We start from the raw sequence: 14,428 nt of genomic DNA, 5'->3' as shown, positions 1-14,428 counted from the left end.
AGGGGCATGAGATGAACTCCGGAACATTCGTTATCCTGGAACTTCTGGGTGGCGTGGCGCTGCTTCTGTGGGGCGTTCGCATGGTGCGCACTGGCGTCATGCGCGGCTGGGGCGACCGGCTGCAGCGCTTTGTCGAAGAACGCCTGTCGAACCGGCTTACCGCCTTCGGTGGCGGGGTCCTTGCGACCGCCGTGCTCGGCAGCGCCACGGCCATGGCGCTGATCGTTGCCGGGCTTGCAGGCGCCGGTGCGATTTCGGCCCGGACCGGGCTCGCCGTCCTGCTCGGGGCGGATATCGGCTCCGCGCTCGTCTCCGGCCTCTTTGCCTCCGGCTCGTCGCTTGCCGGCGTGCTCGCTCCGCTGTTTCTCCTGACCGGATACATCGCATTCAGCGTATCCGGCGAATTCCGACCGCGTAACGCCGGCCGCATCCTGATGGGCCTCGGGCTGATGCTGATGGCCTTGAAGGTGATCGTGTCGGCGACCGCGCCACTGCGCGAAGCCACGCTTTTCCACGATGTCCTGCAGGCGGTCGCGACGGAGCCCGTGCTTGGCTTCCTCGTCGGTGCAATGCTTGCATGGCTGTTCCACTCGACGCTTGCCGTCATCCTGCTCGTCGCCTCGCTCCTGATGAACGGCAGCCTCGAAGTCGCCGGCGCCGTCCCGCTTATCCTCGGAATCAATTTCGGCGGGGGACTTCCGGCGGTCAGCGCCACGCTCGACCAGCCGCCATCTGCCCGCAAGCTGCCGGTCGCCAATCTCTTCTGCCGCGGGCTTCTGGCCGTGTCGCTGCTGCCCTTCGCGCGGCAGATCGTCGATATTGCCGGCCGTCTACCCACCGATCCGTTGCATGTCGCGGTCGGTCTTCACGTCACCTTCAACCTGGTCGTTGCGGCCGTGTTCCTGCCGCTGTCGTCGTTCGTCGTGAACCTTGTGGAACGGCTTGTCCCGCCAGCGCCGGTCGTTGGCGATCCCTTGACGTCTCCGCGCTATCTCGACAGCATGTCGCTGGAGACGCCGGCAATCGCGCTCAGCAATGCAACGACCGAAACGATCCGCATGAGCGAATTGCTGGAGCGCATGTTCCGGATGGCGCTGACGTCGTTACAGGCCGGCAGGCTCGAAAATCTGAAGGAACTGCTGCCCGTGGATGCACGGCTCGGCAATTACATGGCGTCGGTGCACGCCTATCTCGGACAATTGACACAGGACGGGTTGCCGGCCGGAGAGACGAGCAGAGCCCATGAGATCATGTTGTTTGCGAGCAATCTCGAACATGCGGGCGACGTCATCAAGCTAAGCCTTGCCGATCGCATCAGGGCGAAAATCAAGCAGAACATTCAGTTCACCGTCAGCCAGCGTGCGGCGATCGAGGCGCTCTCGGAGGTGATCGTGGCCTCGTTGCGATTGTTGCCTGCGGCCCTCTCCTCCCGCGACGTCGCGGCCGCATCGCGGCTCGCGGCCCAAAAGGACCGCTTCCGTGAACTCGAAGATGAAATCGTGCGCCGGCATCTCGGCGGCGAGCATGTGGAGACGGCGGCCGGTGCGAGAGACAATGCCCTCTTCATCGACCTCGTGCGCGACCTCCACCGGATCAATTCCGATATCGCAGCCGCCGGTTATCCGCTGGTGCAGGCCGCAGGCCTGTTGAGCAGCAGCCGAATTATCAACGTCGGAGCGGTTGCCGGTGCGAGATGATCGCAAAGGCGATGTCGATCGGCCAGGCGCTGCTAGAGCTTGGCTGAGACCGCTGTCGCCGCCTCTCGGATAGTCTGCATCAGCAGAGAAAGGGCGAGCGGCGGCACCGCGTCGGCGCGCATGGTCAGGCCAACAGGACCTTTCGTTTCGCTTGTGTCGATCGGCAGGATTGCGATCGTGCCATCGTCGACATCGGCGGCGACGACGCCGGCGGAGATGATCCAGATCGCATCGCTCGCCCGCACGAAGGCCCGGCCGAAGGCGTCGGACACGGTCTCGATCTGGTTCGGCAGACTGGCAATGCCATTTGTGATCAGGAAGCGCTCGACGAAGGGGCGGATGATCGAGGCGCGTGTCGGCATCAGGACCGGGAAGTCGGCGAGCCGCGCAAAGGTGGAGTGGGCGCCGGCAAGCAGCGGATGTCCGGCCCTGACGGCAAAGACCACCTGTTCCGAATAGAGATGCTCGAAGGAAAAGCCGGTCATCTTTTCCGGTGCCGCAAGCCGCCCGACGACCAGATCGAGATCGCCGACGCGCAGCTGTTCGAGGAGGACTGCATTCTCGCCGGTGACGATCTTGATGCGGGCGCCGGTCTCCTCCTTGAGAAACAGCGTCATGGCATGCGGCATGATCCGCGTCGAGACGGTCGGCAGCGCTCCGATGCGGACCGGAACGCCGTCGCCGGACCGTTCCTGCGAGACGGAATCGAGCCCCTGCCGAAGCGCCGTCAGCGCCGCACCGGCGTGGCGCAGGAACACCTCGCCGTAGCGCGTTATCTTGATGCCGCGCCCGTCGCGCTCGAAGACCGCGACGCCAAGCACCTCTTCGAGTTCGCGGATCGTCTTGGTCACGGCCGGCTGGCTGACATGCAGCAGCTCGGCCGCCTTCATCACGCTCTTCTGCCGGGAGACCTCGACAAATGTCTGTAGATGGCGAAACTTGACCCGGGCGTCGATCATGGAATTCATAACCCTCAAGTTAATGAAATGCCATGAAATATCATTTTACCTAACCAGATTAAATATCCAATTTGGTGGCGGAGGAGAGAGCCCGTGCAGTTTGCCCGTATCAACGACATTACGATCCACTATCAGGTGATCGGCGCCACCGGCGACCGGCCGGTGCTGGTTTTCGCCAATTCGCTCGGCACGGATTTTCGCATCTGGCGCGATGTCATCGTCCGTCTTGCCGGCGATTTTGCCATCGTCCTCTACGACAAACGCGGCCATGGCCTCTCGGATATCGGGCCCACACCCTATGCGATCGAGGACCATGCGAACGACCTTGCCGGCCTGCTCGACATGCTCTCGGTCAAGCAGGCGATCATCTGCGGCCTCTCGGTCGGCGGCCTGATTGTGCAGTCGCTCTACCAGCGACGGCCCGATCTGGTGCGGGCGCTCGTCCTTTGCGACACGGCGCACAAGATCGGCACGGCCGAGACCTGGGCCGCACGCATCGCGGCGGTAGAGGAACACGGCATCGAGGCGATTGCCGATAGCGTGCTCGAGCGCTGGTTCACGCCGGCGTTTCGCCGCCCGGAAAACATCGCCTATGCCGGCTATCGCAACATGCTCGTCCGTCAGCCTGTAACCGGATACGTCGCCACCTGCGCCGCCATCCGCGACGCCGACTATACCGAGGCGGCAGCCCGCATCGCCGTGCCGACGCTTTGCGTCGTCGGCGATCAGGACGGCTCGACGCCGCCGGATGTCGTGCTTGCCACCGCCCGCCTCATTCCCGGTGCGCGCTACGAAGTCATCCGCGATGCCGGTCACATTCCCTGCGTCGAAAACCCGGAAGCCTTGACCGCGGTGCTGCGCGCCTTCTTCGAAATTGCAATGCATGGAGACAGGACCCATGAGTGACGCTTCTGCGCCCTCCGATCGCTATCGCCAGGGCATGGCCACGCGCCGTGCGGTGCTCGGCGACAATCACGTGGATCGGACGCAGTCGGTTTCCACCGAATTCGACCGCCCCTTCCAGGAGCTGATCACCGAAGCGGCGTGGGGCCATGTCTGGTCGCGGCCGACCTGGACGAAGCGTGAGCGCTCGATCGTGACGATCGCGTTGCTCGCCGCCCTCGGCCAGGACGACGAGGTTGCCATGCATGTGCGGGCGACCGCCAATACCGGTGCGACCCGCGAGGATATCTGCGAGGCGCTGCTGCACGTGGCGATCTATGCCGGCGTGCCGGCGGCCAACCACGCGATCAAGATCGCCAAGCAGGTCTTTGCCGAGATCGATGCCGGCACGGCGGCCTGACGGGAGGAAGCGATGTCCGACAGAACCAATGGAAAGCCGGAGACGGGCGCCTTTTTCCCACGCGACCGTGGATGGCATGCGCCGGCGCTGACGCCGGGCTACAAGACCTCGGTGCTGCGCTCGCCTCAAAAGGCGCTGCTTTCACTTGACGGCACGATTTCGGAAATTACCGGCCCGGTCTTCGGGCACTCGGTCATCGGCGAACGCGACAACGACCTCATCCACAATTTCGCCAAGCCCGGTGAGAGCGCCATTGGCGAGCGCATCATCGTGCATGGCCGCGTGCTCGACGAGCGTGGCCGCGCCGTGCCTGGGGCGCTGCTCGAATTCTGGCAGGCCAATGCCGGCGGCCGCTACCGCCACAAGAAGGAAAGTTATCTCGCGCCGCTCGATCCGAACTTCGGCGGCTGCGGCCGCACGATCACCGACGCGGAAGGGGGCTACGCTTTCCGGACGATCAAGCCCGGTCCCTATCCCTGGCCGAACGGCGTCAACGACTGGCGTCCGGCGCATATCCATTTCTCGGTCTTCGGCCATGGTTTCGCGCAGCGGCTGATCACCCAGATGTATTTCGAGGGCGACCCGATGATCTGGAAGTGTCCGATCGTCAACACCATCCCGGACCGCCAGGCGGTAGAACAATTGATCGCCCCGCTCGATTGGGCAAACACCATTCCCTTCGATGCACGGGCCTACAAGTTCGATATCGTGCTGCGGGGACGCCGCTCGACACTGTTCGAGAACCGGCTGGAGGGCAACTGATGGTTCAGCAACTCGGCTACCTCAAGGAGACGCCCTCGCAAACGGCCGGGCCCTACGTGCATATCGGCCTCACCCCGAACTTCTGCGGCATCACCGGCGTCTACGAGGCTGACCTCGGATCGCGGATGATGAACGCTGAGACGCGTGGCGAGCGCATTACTATCACCGGACGGGTGATCGACGGCGCCGGTGCGCCGCTCAAGGACGCGCTCGTCGAGATCTGGCAGGCGGATGCCGCCGGGCTCTACAATTCGCCGACCGAGATACGCGGTGCTGCGGACGCAAACTTCACCGGCTGGGGGCGCTGCGCAACGGGCGCCGAAGACGGGGTCTTTTCCTTCGAGACCATCAAGCCGGGGCAGGTTCCCTACAGCCAAGACCGGAAAATGGCGCCGCACATCACCTTCTGGATCGTCGCGCGGGGCATCAACATAGGCCTTCACACCCGAATGTATTTCCCGGACGAGGCGGCAGCCAACGCTGCCGATCCGCTGCTTGCGCGCATCGAACATCGCCATCGCGTCGCGACGCTTGTCGCGACCGGAACGGCGCCTAATTATGTCTTCGACATTCACCTGCAGGGTGAGAAGGAAACGGTCTTCCTCGACATCTGAACAGGAATGTCACGCCTGGACATGGAGTGCCGCATGGGCGGCATTCAGGGCAGCAGGTGGCATTTCGTTCGGCGAGCCGCATCCGCGACCAGAAACGGGGAAATCATGACCTATTCCGCCTTCGACCACCCTTATCTTTCCGGGTTGCTGGGGGATGAGGCGGTTGCCGCCGAGTTCTCGGCTTCCGCCGATATCCACGCGATGCTCGCCTTCGAGGCGGCGCTTGCGCGGGCCGAAGCCGTGCACGGCATCATTCCGGCCAAGGCTGCCGATCGGATCACCGAGGCGTGCCGCGCCTTTTCGCCCGACGTCAGCGCGCTGAGGCGGGCCGTGGCGGCCGACGGGGTGGTGGTTCCGGAACTCGTGCGACAGTTGCGATTGATCGTCGGCGGCGAGGCGGCAGACTATGTGCATTACGGCGCCACCAGCCAGGATGTCATCGACACCAGCCTGATGCTCAGGATGAAGGCGGTGGCCGAGCTTTTCGCCGTCCGGCTCGGCAACATCGTCACGGTGCTCGAGGAGTGTGACAACGAATGGGGCGAGCGCGGACTGATGGGGCGCACCCGTATGCAGGCGGCGATCCCGATCACCGTGTCGGACCGGCTGCGCAGCTGGATCGAGCCGCTGCTCGATCACAAGGACCGGCTGGAAGCCATGGATCGCGATCTCTTCGCCGTCCAGTTCGGCGGCGCCGCCGGGACGCTGGAGAAGCTCGGTGACCGGGCGGACGACGTGCGCGCGACGCTTGCCGAAGAACTCGATCTCGCCGACTTTCCGCAATGGCACAGCCAGCGCTCGGAGGTGGCGGACTTTGCCAATGCCCTGTCGCTGGTCACGGGCAGCCTCGGCAAGTTCGGCCAGGACATCGCCTTGATGGCGCAGCAGGGCGACGAGATCGAGCTTGCGGGTGGCGGCGGATCCTCGGCAATGCCGCACAAGCAGAACCCGGTGGCAGCCGAAGTTCTGGTGGCGCTCGCGCGGTTCAACGCGACCCAGCTTTCCGGCATGCACCATGCGCTGATCCACGAACAGGAGCGTTCCGGCGCCGCCTGGACGCTGGAATGGCTGATCATGCCGCAGATGGCTGGTGCGACGGCGGCAGCGCTTCGTCTGGCTGGCGAACTCGTGGGCAACATACGCCGGCTTGGCCGCGCCTGAGCGGGCTGGTGACGCGATCCCTCAGCGGGCCGCGCGCAACATCGAGCGGTAGCGCACCTGGCTGTTCTTGAGGTGCTGGCGCATGGCGCTGCGCGCCTGCTCCTCGTCTCCATCCTGGATGGCGATGAGGATCGCCTCGTGCTCGGCGATCAATCGCGACAGCTCCGCAGACGCCAGCACGGTTTCCTCGCCGCTCTCCGAAACCGCTCGGCGGGGAATGAGCGCCGTGCCGAGCATCTGCAGGAACTCGCTGAAGCGCGGGTTGTTGGTCGCCTGGGCGATCGCCAGATGGAAGTTGAAGTCGGCCTCCGCCGTCGGCCGCCCCTGCGCGGCGCTCTCGCAGAAACTGTCGAACGCTTCGGCGATCTTTTCTTCCTGGGCCGGCGAACGGCGAAGGGCGGCAAGCGCTGCGGCATCGCCTTCGACGGCGGTCCTCAGTTCCAGCATTTCGATCAGCGAAGAGACGCGCGCAAGATCGATGCCGTGGAACGGCAGCGGGGTCGAAGGCGCAGGCTCCAGCACGAAGACACCGATACCGTGCCGCGCCTCGACAAGCCCGCCGGAGCGCAGCGCCGCGATCGCTTCGCGCACGACCGTGCGGCTCACGCCGAATTCCTGCGTCAGCTGCGCTTCCGAAGGCAGGCGGTCGCCAGGCTTGTAATGCCCGGCGCCGATCTGGCCGCTGAGGGCGTCCGTTACCTTGGCCACCAGCGTCTTGCCTTGAGAGGCGGGGGGTTCGGAGGCGGTGACGTTGCTCATGGGAATGGCCGTTTCTGCGACTTGGGTGCTTTGTGTCTGGATACGCCATTGCCGATCAAGGGCGCAATCCATGGCTGGCTGCAATGCGCGGGAACCAAGGGTGATGTCTCAATAAATCGGATCATCGACGAAGGCGCCGCCCTGATAGCGCACGAGAGAGTCGCCCGGCTGCGGCGTGGGGGCGTTTTCAGCGACTTTCTGACGGAAAACTTCGGCATTGTCCTTCGGGCGCCAGCCGAGCCAGGAAACATGCGAATTGTCCCACCAGCCGGCGTCGTTGGCCGAGGCGCCCCAGATGACCGGGCAACCGAGAACCGGCACACGGAAGACGGCCTCCGTCAAGGATACGAAGTCGTCATGGGAAAACCAGGTGGAGAGCATGCGATAGTTGACGGGCTCGGGCAGGCAGGAGCCGATGCGGACCAGGGCGGTCTCCTGGCCGAACTTCTCGAAATACATGCGCGCCAGCGCTTCGCCGAAGCACTTCGACACGCCGTAGAGCCCGTCGGGCCGGTAGGGCGCGTTCGGGCCGAGCCGTTCGCCTTGCGGATAGTAGCCGATCGTGTGGTTGGTGCTGGCAAAGAGGATGCGCGGCTTGTTGTTGGCGCGCGCCGCCTCATAGAGATTGTAGAGGCCGAGAATATTGCCGTCGAGGATTTCCGAGAACGGACGTTCAACCGAAATGCCGCCCAGATGCACGATCGCATCGCATCCGACGACAAGCTCGTTGACGGCGCGCCGGTCGGCCAGGTCGCACTGAACGCATTCCTCGTTTTCACCCGGCGGATCGAGCGGCGCGCGATCTGCTAGACGGATCGTCCTTGCCAATGGCGCCAGCCTTTCGCGCATGACGCGGCCCAATTGCCCCGCCGCGCCGGTGATCAGAAGTCGTTCCATCGCCTGTCCCCCCAAGCCGGTGCAGGCGCTCACCGCGATCGATGCGCCCACATATCATATGATATCCGCTAACATATAATACATCTCTATTGCAATGCTTTCGCGATGAGGCGATTTTGTTAAGGAGCGATCTCTTGGCGGCGTTTGGCGCCGAATTTCGGGCTTATGGCGTCACGTCGCTTTCGAAGTACAAAGGCGACCCGCAGATCTTATATGATGACTTGTATTACGACATATTGACATGTGTGTGATGACTTGCTTAGTAGGCGCGTCGAGTTTTAGGGAGGACCCGCACGAAATGAACCCTGAGCAGATCAAGGCCGCGCTTGGATCGGGCCTGCTTTCGTTCCCGGTGACGCATTTCGATGCGGAGGGTCGGTTTGCGCCGGACAGCTATCGGGCGCATGTCGAGTGGCTGGCCGGCTACAAGGCGCCGGTTCTGTTTGCGGCCGGTGGCACCGGCGAGTTCTTTTCGCTGAAGCCGGACGAGATCCCCGGCATCGTCAGGGCGGCCAAGGACGTTTCCGGCGACACGGCGATCGTCTCGGGCTGCGGCTATGGCACGGAGATGGCGGTCGACATCGCCCGTTCGGTCGAGCGCGTCGGTGCCGACGGCATCCTGCTTCTGCCGCACTATCTGATCGATGCGCCGCAGGAAGGGCTTTATGCCCATGTGAAGAAGATCTGCCAGTCGGTCGGCATCGGCGTCATGGTCTATAATCGCGACAACGCGGTGCTGCAGGCCGACACGCTTGCAAGGCTGTGCGACGAATGCCCGAACCTGATCGGCTTCAAGGATGGCACCGGCGACATCGGGCTGGTGCGCCAGGTCACCGCCAAGATGGGCGACCGGCTGATGTATCTCGGCGGCATGCCGACGGCGGAACTGTTTGCCGAGGCCTATCTCGGTGCCGGCTTCACCACCTATTCCTCGGCCGTCTTCAACTTCGTGCCGGGCCTTGCCAATGAGTTCTATGCCGCCCTTCGCGCCGGCGAGCGCGCCACCTGCGAGCGCATCCTCAACGAGTTCTTCTATCCGTTCATGGCCATCCGCAACCGCGCCAAGGGCTATGCGGTGTCGGCGATCAAGGCCGGCGTGCGGCTGCAGGGTTTTGATGCCGGTCCGGTGCGTGCGCCGCTGAAAGACTTGACCGAGGAGGAAGTCGCCATGCTCGACGCGCTCATCGGTGCGAACAAGCGTCAGAAATGAGCGTTTTGCGAGGATAGCCCATGAAGATCGTCGCCGTCCGCACCCACCTTCTCGAACATCGGCTGGCCGTGCCGTTCGAAAGCGCCTCCATGCGTTTTGACCGTCGCGCCCATGTGCTGGTCGAGATCGAGTGCGACGACGGCACGATCGGCTGGGGCGAGTGCCTCGGCCCGGCGCGGCCGAATGCGGCGGTGGTTGCGGCGTACACGACCTGGCTGATCGGCCAGGACCCGCGCCAGACGGAAAAGCTCTGGGCGATCCTCTACAACGCGCTGCGCGATCAGGGGCAGCGCGGGCTTGCGGTCACCGCCCTTTCCGGCATCGATATCGCGCTCTGGGATATCAAGGGCAAACACTATCGTGCCTCCGTTTCCATGCTGCTTGGCGGGCGCTGGCGCGAGAGCGTGCGCGCCTATGCGACCGGCAGCTTCAAGCGCGATGGCGTCGACCGGGTCTCCGACAATGCGCTGGAGATGGCCGAGCGCCGGGCGCAAGGCTTCCATGCCTGCAAGATCAAGATCGGCTTCGGCATCGAGGAAGACCTGCGTGTCATTCGTGCCGTGCGCGAGGCGATCGGCGACGAGATGCGCCTGATGATTGACGCCAACCATGGCTACACCGTCACCGAGGCGATCCGGCTTGGCAAGGCGGCGGCCGACTACGACATCGACTGGTTCGAGGAGCCGGTCGTGCCGGAACAGCTTTCCGCCTATCGCGCGGTCAGGGCCGGCCAGCCGATCCCGGTTGCCGGCGGCGAGACCTGGCATGGCCGCTATGGCATGTGGCCGGCGATCGAAAGCCGTGCCGTCGACATCCTGCAGCCGGATCTCTGTGGCTGCGGCGGCTTTTCCGAGATGGCGAAGATCACGAGCCTTGCGACGCTGCACGGCGTTCGCATCGTGCCGCATGTCTGGGGCACGGGCGTGCATATCGCTGCCGCGCTGCAGTTCATGGCGGCGATGACGCCGGATCCGGTGCGGGTCAACCCGATCGAACCGATCCTGGAGTTCGACCGGACGGAAAACCCGTTCCGGCAGGCGGTGCTGAAGGCGCCGATCGAGGCGGTCAACGGTGTCGTTGCCATCCCCGATGCGCCCGGCCTTGGCATCGAGATCGATCGTGACGCGCTCGCCAGGTTCAAGATGCCCGAGAGCGCGCAATGATCGAGCGAACCCTCACCGGCCGCCCGCCTGAACCGCGCTTGCCGACGGGCACGGTCGACGCGCAGATGCACATGTATCTGCCGGGTTATCCATCGCTTCCCGGCGGCCCGCCTTTGCCGGTTGAGCCGTTGCCGGATGCTGCCGCCTACCGCCAGGTCATGGACTGGCTCGGCATCGACCGGGTGATCATCACCCAGGGCAACGCCCATCAGAAGGATAACGCCAATCTGCTCGCCTGCCTGGCCGAGATGGGCGATGTCGCGCGCGGCGTCACCGTCATCGACGAAACCACGTCCGACGCGGACATCGGCGCGCTCAGCGACGCGGGCGTTGTCGGTGCCCGTATCATGGATCTGCCTGGAGGGGCGGTGGGGCTCGATGCGTTGGAAGCGGTCGATGCGCGGGCACATGCGGCAGATTGGATGATAGCCGTGCAGTTCGACGGCAACCGGCTGCTCGACCATCTGCCGCGGCTGGCGCGCATCCGGTCACGCTGGGTGCTCGATCACCACGGCAAGTTCTTTGCCGGCGTCGATCCGGATGGACCGGAGATCGCGGCTCTCTTGAAGATGATCGATCGCGACAATGTCTGGTTCAAGTTCGCCGGCGTCTACGAGAGTTCGCGCGACGGGTGGCCCTATGGGGATGTCGCAGCCGTCTCCAGGAAGATCGCCGCGCATGCGCCAGAGCGCATCGTATGGGGCTCGAACTGGCCGCACAACATGATCCGCAAGACAGAAGACTATCCCGACGATGCACGGCTGGCAGACCTCGTGCTCGGCTGGCTTCCGGACGAACGGGCCAGACATCTGGCTCTCGTCGAGAACCCGGAACGCCTGTTCAAGCTGCCTGCCTTCGCCGCGGTGTAGTTGCCGCGGGTGCTGGGAGGCGCCCGTGGAACCCACAACATGGAGATTTCGCATGCCGGCCCGGATGGGCAGCAACCCGGTCTTGGGAGAGGCCGAAGCACGACTATAGGAGGAGGAAAACATGAAGAAAATTGCAAGCATGCTTTGCGTCGCCATGGGGCTGGCGTTTGCCGGCACAGCGGCGCAGGCGCAGGAAATCACCCTGCGTTCGGCCGACATCCATCCGGATGGCTACCCGACCGTCGATGCGGTCAAATACATGGGGCAATTGCTCTCCGAGCGCACCAACGGTCGCATCAAGATCGAGGTCATGAACAACGGCGTTCTCGGCGGCGAGAAGGACACGATCGAACAGACCCGCTTCGGCGTCATCGACATGAACCGCGTCAACGCAGCACCCTTCAACAACCTCGTCAAGGAGACGATGGTCCTCGGCATGCCTTTCCTGTTCCGCTCGACGGAACATATGCACAACACAGTCGACGGCCCGATCGGCGACGAAATCCTCGCAGCCTTCGAACCGCATGGCTTGATCGGTCTTGCCTTCTACGATAGCGGCGCGCGTTCCTTCTACACGACCAAGAAGCCGATCGAGAAACTGGCTGACCTGAAAGGCCTGAAGATCCGCGTGCAGCAATCCGATCTCTGGATCGCGATGATGCAGGCCTTCGGCGCCAACCCGACGCCGATGCCGATGGGCGAAGTCTATTCCTCGCTCGAGACGGGCGTCGTCGATGGTGCCGAAAACAACTGGCCATCCTACGAATCCGCCCGCCATTTCGAGGTGGCCAAGAACTATTCTCTGACCGAACATTCGCTCAATCCGGAAATCCTCGTCATTTCCAAGACGAGCTGGGACAAGCTCTCGCCTGAGGATCAGACGCTGCTTCGCCAAGCGGCCAAGGACAGCGTCGGCAAGATGCGCGAGCTTTGGAGCGCGCGCGAAAAGGCTTCCGAGGAGAAGGTCCGCGCTGCCGGTGCCAACGTGATCAAGGTCAACAAGGAGGAGTTCGCAGCCGCGATGGGGCCGGTCTACGACCAGTTCGTCAGCGACCCGAAGCTGAAGGACCTTCTCGAAAGGGTAAAGGCGGTCAAGTGACAGCGGTGAGGCCGGCTCCGGGATCGGGGCCGGCCTTTTCAACTGTTTACCGGATCGCCTTTGCGGAGGAGGAAGAAACATGCGTCGTTTCATGCGGACGATACGTCCGCTTCTAGGCGCGCTGAGCCGCGCTTCGCTCTACATCGCCGGCATCGGCATGGTCGCCATGACGCTGATCGTCGGCTGGCAGGTCTTTGCCCGCTACGTGCTCAACGACTCTCCGAGTTGGTCGGAGCCCTTGGCTCTTCATCTCATGGCCTGGTTCATCATGCTCGGCGCCGCCGTCGGCGTACGCGAAAGCGTGCATCTCGGCCTCGATGTCGTCCGACACGTGATGAAGCCGTCGGTGCAGCTTGCCATGGATCTGGCGAGCCTCGGGCTGATCGTCGTGTTCGGGTTAGCGATGGCCTATTACGGCCTGCTCCTTTCGGCCGGCACCTGGACGGCGACCATTCCGGTTCTCGGATGGCCCGGCGGCGTCGACTTTTTCCCGCTGATCGTCGGTGGCGCCATGATCGCCCTTTTTGCCGCGGAGCGATTTATCGACCAGTTTCTCGGCGTCGAACTCGCAGCCGATGTCGTCGTGCAGGAGATGGCCTGAATGGCTTACACTATCCTCTTTGGGGTCTTCACCCTCCTGATGCTCATCGGCACGCCGATCGCCTTCTGCCTCGGCATCGCTTCGTTCGCGACCGTGCTCTATCTCGGCCTGCCGCCGGTGGTGGTGTTTCAGCAGCTGAACTCGGGCATGAACGTCTTTGCCATGATGGCGATCCCGTTCTTCATCTTTGCCGGTGACCTGATGGTGCGCGGCGGCATCGCCAACCGGCTGATCCAGTTTGCGGCCGGCCTCGTCGGCCACCTGCGCGGCGGCCTCGGCCAGGTCAATATCGTCGCCTCGACGCTCTTCGGAGGCATCTCCGGCTCGGCGGTGGCTGACGCCTCGGCGGTCGGCGGTCTGATGATCCCGCAGATGGCCAAGCGCGGCTACGACCGCGACTATGCCGTCAACGTCACCGTCAATGCGGCGATCATCGCGCTGATGGTTCCGCCGTCGCACAACATGATCCTCTATTCGATCGCCGCTGGCGGTAATGTTTCGGTTGCCGATCTCTTTACCGCCGGCATCATCCCGGGGCTCTTGCTCGCGCTTGCGCTGATGGTGACGGCCTATGTCGTTGCCAGGCGCCGGGGCTATCCGTCCGAACCGTTTCCGGGCTTTGCCAAGGTCTTCTACTACCTGCTCGCCTCGTTCCCCGGCATCGTGCTGATCGGCATCATCTTTGGCGGCGTGCGCTCCGGCGTCTTCACCGCCACGGAAAGCTCGTGCATTGCCGTGCTCTATGCCTTCCTCGTCGCCATGCTTGTTTATCGCGAGCTGAATTGGACGGGCTTCGTCGAGGCGGTGATGGGGGCGGTGCGCACGACGGCCATGGTGCTGCTCGTCATCGGCATGGCGGCGTCCTTCGGCTGGCTGATGGCGTTCCTTCAGGTGCAGGCATTGATGATCAGTGCGATCGGCGCGATCTCGGAAAACCCGATCATCGTGCTGCTCGTCATCAACATCATCCTTTTGATCCTCGGCACCTTCATGGACATGGCGCCGATGGTGATCATCTGCACGCCAGTGCTGTTGCCCGTGGTCAAGGCCTTCGGCATCGATCCGGTGCATTTCGGTGTGGTGATGATCCTCAATGCCGGCATCGGCCTCAACACGCCGCCGGTCGGAACCGTACTCTTCGTCGGCTGCGCCGTCGGCGGGATATCCATCCGCGAGGCGATGCGCACGATCTGGCCGTTCTTCGGCGCCAGCATCGCAGTGCTGATGGCGGTCACCTACATACCGGCGCTGTCGCTGTGGCTGCCTTCGGTCTTCAAGTGAACTGATCGTTCGCGATATCTCGGGGCTCGGCATATCCGCCGGGCCCGGCCTTT

At 63.8% G+C, this 14,428-nt stretch carries 15 protein-coding genes; 12 read left to right on the top strand and 3 right to left on the bottom strand.

The window, feature by feature from the left end:
* Positions 1-11 precede the first annotated feature (11 nt).
* On the top strand, positions 12-1,697 hold the full coding sequence (locus tag AC3WVQ_RS26545) for a Na/Pi cotransporter family protein (RefSeq protein WP_492383233.1): 1,686 nt from the start codon (positions 12-14) through the stop codon (positions 1,695-1,697).
* A gap of 32 nt (positions 1,698-1,729) precedes the next feature.
* On the opposite strand, the gene pcaQ is transcribed toward AC3WVQ_RS26545, so the two are convergent.
* Positions 1,730-2,656, bottom strand: coding sequence for a pca operon transcription factor PcaQ (gene pcaQ, locus AC3WVQ_RS26540; protein ID WP_034801846.1), 927 nt, complete (start codon positions 2,654-2,656; stop codon positions 1,730-1,732).
* 93 nt (positions 2,657-2,749) lie between these two features.
* Here pcaQ and pcaD point away from each other — a divergent pair, with 93 nt between their 5' ends.
* The 5 genes from pcaD to AC3WVQ_RS26515 all read left to right on the top strand — a co-directional run bounded on the left by pcaD (position 2,750) and on the right by AC3WVQ_RS26515 (position 6,496).
* The gene (gene pcaD, locus AC3WVQ_RS26535; RefSeq protein WP_404528303.1) at positions 2,750-3,562 is read left to right on the top strand and encodes a 3-oxoadipate enol-lactonase; all 813 of its coding nucleotides are present in this window, start codon (positions 2,750-2,752) and stop codon (positions 3,560-3,562) included.
* A complete protein-coding gene (gene pcaC / locus AC3WVQ_RS26530) occupies positions 3,555-3,959 on the top strand; it encodes a 4-carboxymuconolactone decarboxylase (RefSeq protein WP_034801802.1) in 405 nt (134 codons plus the stop codon). Before pcaD ends, pcaC begins: the two co-directional genes overlap by 8 nt.
* A gap of 12 nt (positions 3,960-3,971) precedes the next feature.
* Positions 3,972-4,721, top strand: coding sequence for a protocatechuate 3,4-dioxygenase subunit beta (gene pcaH / locus AC3WVQ_RS26525; protein ID WP_034801800.1), 750 nt, complete (start codon positions 3,972-3,974; stop codon positions 4,719-4,721).
* Positions 4,721-5,335 (top strand): protocatechuate 3,4-dioxygenase subunit alpha, encoded by a 615-nt coding sequence (gene pcaG / locus AC3WVQ_RS26520; protein WP_492383232.1) that lies wholly within the window; start codon positions 4,721-4,723, stop codon positions 5,333-5,335. Before pcaH ends, pcaG begins: the two co-directional genes overlap by 1 nt.
* A gap of 105 nt (positions 5,336-5,440) precedes the next feature.
* The gene (locus AC3WVQ_RS26515; protein ID WP_060520905.1) at positions 5,441-6,496 is read left to right on the top strand and encodes a 3-carboxy-cis,cis-muconate cycloisomerase; all 1,056 of its coding nucleotides are present in this window, start codon (positions 5,441-5,443) and stop codon (positions 6,494-6,496) included.
* Positions 6,497-6,517: 21 nt separating this feature from the next.
* Here the strand turns inward: AC3WVQ_RS26515 and AC3WVQ_RS26510 are convergent, their stop codons facing one another.
* Both AC3WVQ_RS26510 and AC3WVQ_RS26505 read right to left on the bottom strand, forming a co-directional pair.
* Complete coding sequence (locus tag AC3WVQ_RS26510) at positions 6,518-7,255, bottom strand: FadR/GntR family transcriptional regulator (RefSeq protein ID WP_060520898.1); 738 nt, start codon at positions 7,253-7,255, stop codon at positions 6,518-6,520.
* A gap of 108 nt (positions 7,256-7,363) precedes the next feature.
* The gene (locus AC3WVQ_RS26505; protein WP_404528298.1) at positions 7,364-8,152 is read right to left on the bottom strand and encodes an NAD-dependent epimerase/dehydratase family protein; all 789 of its coding nucleotides are present in this window, start codon (positions 8,150-8,152) and stop codon (positions 7,364-7,366) included.
* 298 nt (positions 8,153-8,450) lie between these two features.
* On the opposite strand from AC3WVQ_RS26505, the gene kdgD reads away from it, so the two are divergent.
* From kdgD to AC3WVQ_RS26475, 6 genes are all read left to right on the top strand, one after another.
* Entirely contained in the window at positions 8,451-9,362 is a 912-nt protein-coding gene (gene kdgD / locus AC3WVQ_RS26500; RefSeq protein WP_034804438.1) for a 5-dehydro-4-deoxyglucarate dehydratase, read from the top strand.
* Positions 9,363-9,382: 20 nt separating this feature from the next.
* Entirely contained in the window at positions 9,383-10,525 is a 1,143-nt protein-coding gene (locus AC3WVQ_RS26495; RefSeq protein WP_492383231.1) for a mandelate racemase/muconate lactonizing enzyme family protein, read from the top strand.
* Positions 10,522-11,394, top strand: coding sequence for an amidohydrolase family protein (locus AC3WVQ_RS26490; RefSeq protein ID WP_492383230.1), 873 nt, complete (start codon positions 10,522-10,524; stop codon positions 11,392-11,394). Before AC3WVQ_RS26495 ends, AC3WVQ_RS26490 begins: the two co-directional genes overlap by 4 nt.
* A 121-nt stretch (positions 11,395-11,515) precedes the next feature.
* Positions 11,516-12,493, top strand: a complete 978-nt coding sequence (locus tag AC3WVQ_RS26485) for a TRAP transporter substrate-binding protein (protein ID WP_060520509.1) — start codon at positions 11,516-11,518, stop codon at positions 12,491-12,493.
* A gap of 79 nt (positions 12,494-12,572) precedes the next feature.
* The gene (locus AC3WVQ_RS26480; protein ID WP_060520510.1) at positions 12,573-13,094 is read left to right on the top strand and encodes a TRAP transporter small permease; all 522 of its coding nucleotides are present in this window, start codon (positions 12,573-12,575) and stop codon (positions 13,092-13,094) included.
* A complete protein-coding gene (locus AC3WVQ_RS26475) occupies positions 13,095-14,375 on the top strand; it encodes a TRAP transporter large permease (RefSeq protein WP_492383229.1) in 1,281 nt (426 codons plus the stop codon).
* Positions 14,376-14,428: the final 53 nt, after the last annotated feature.

The sequence above is a fragment of the Ensifer sp. EB106-05-01-XG146 genome, from assembly GCF_058791875.1.
The sequence above is the reverse complement of the archived record's forward strand: the minus strand, read 5'-3'. Positions and strand labels throughout refer to the sequence as shown.

Bases quoted from the DNA above. Each gene is read 5' to 3' on its own strand.
- AC3WVQ_RS26545 (WP_492383233.1), top strand. From the start codon at position 12: ATGAACTCCGGAACATTCGTTATCCTGGAACTTCTGGGTGGCGTGGCG.
- pcaQ (WP_034801846.1), bottom strand. From the start codon at position 2,656: ATGATCGACGCCCGGGTCAAGTTTCGCCATCTACAGACATTTGTCGAG.
- pcaC (WP_034801802.1), top strand. From the start codon at position 3,555: ATGAGTGACGCTTCTGCGCCCTCCGATCGCTATCGCCAGGGCATGGCC.
- pcaH (WP_034801800.1), top strand. From the start codon at position 3,972: ATGTCCGACAGAACCAATGGAAAGCCGGAGACGGGCGCCTTTTTCCCA.
- pcaG (WP_492383232.1), top strand. From the start codon at position 4,721: ATGGTTCAGCAACTCGGCTACCTCAAGGAGACGCCCTCGCAAACGGCC.
- AC3WVQ_RS26515 (WP_060520905.1), top strand. From the start codon at position 5,441: ATGACCTATTCCGCCTTCGACCACCCTTATCTTTCCGGGTTGCTGGGG.
- AC3WVQ_RS26510 (WP_060520898.1), bottom strand. From the start codon at position 7,255: ATGAGCAACGTCACCGCCTCCGAACCCCCCGCCTCTCAAGGCAAGACG.
- AC3WVQ_RS26505 (WP_404528298.1), bottom strand. From the start codon at position 8,152: ATGGAACGACTTCTGATCACCGGCGCGGCGGGGCAATTGGGCCGCGTC.
- kdgD (WP_034804438.1), top strand. From the start codon at position 8,451: ATGAACCCTGAGCAGATCAAGGCCGCGCTTGGATCGGGCCTGCTTTCG.
- AC3WVQ_RS26495 (WP_492383231.1), top strand. From the start codon at position 9,383: ATGAAGATCGTCGCCGTCCGCACCCACCTTCTCGAACATCGGCTGGCC.
- AC3WVQ_RS26490 (WP_492383230.1), top strand. From the start codon at position 10,522: ATGATCGAGCGAACCCTCACCGGCCGCCCGCCTGAACCGCGCTTGCCG.
- AC3WVQ_RS26485 (WP_060520509.1), top strand. From the start codon at position 11,516: ATGAAGAAAATTGCAAGCATGCTTTGCGTCGCCATGGGGCTGGCGTTT.
- AC3WVQ_RS26480 (WP_060520510.1), top strand. From the start codon at position 12,573: ATGCGTCGTTTCATGCGGACGATACGTCCGCTTCTAGGCGCGCTGAGC.
- AC3WVQ_RS26475 (WP_492383229.1), top strand. From the start codon at position 13,095: ATGGCTTACACTATCCTCTTTGGGGTCTTCACCCTCCTGATGCTCATC.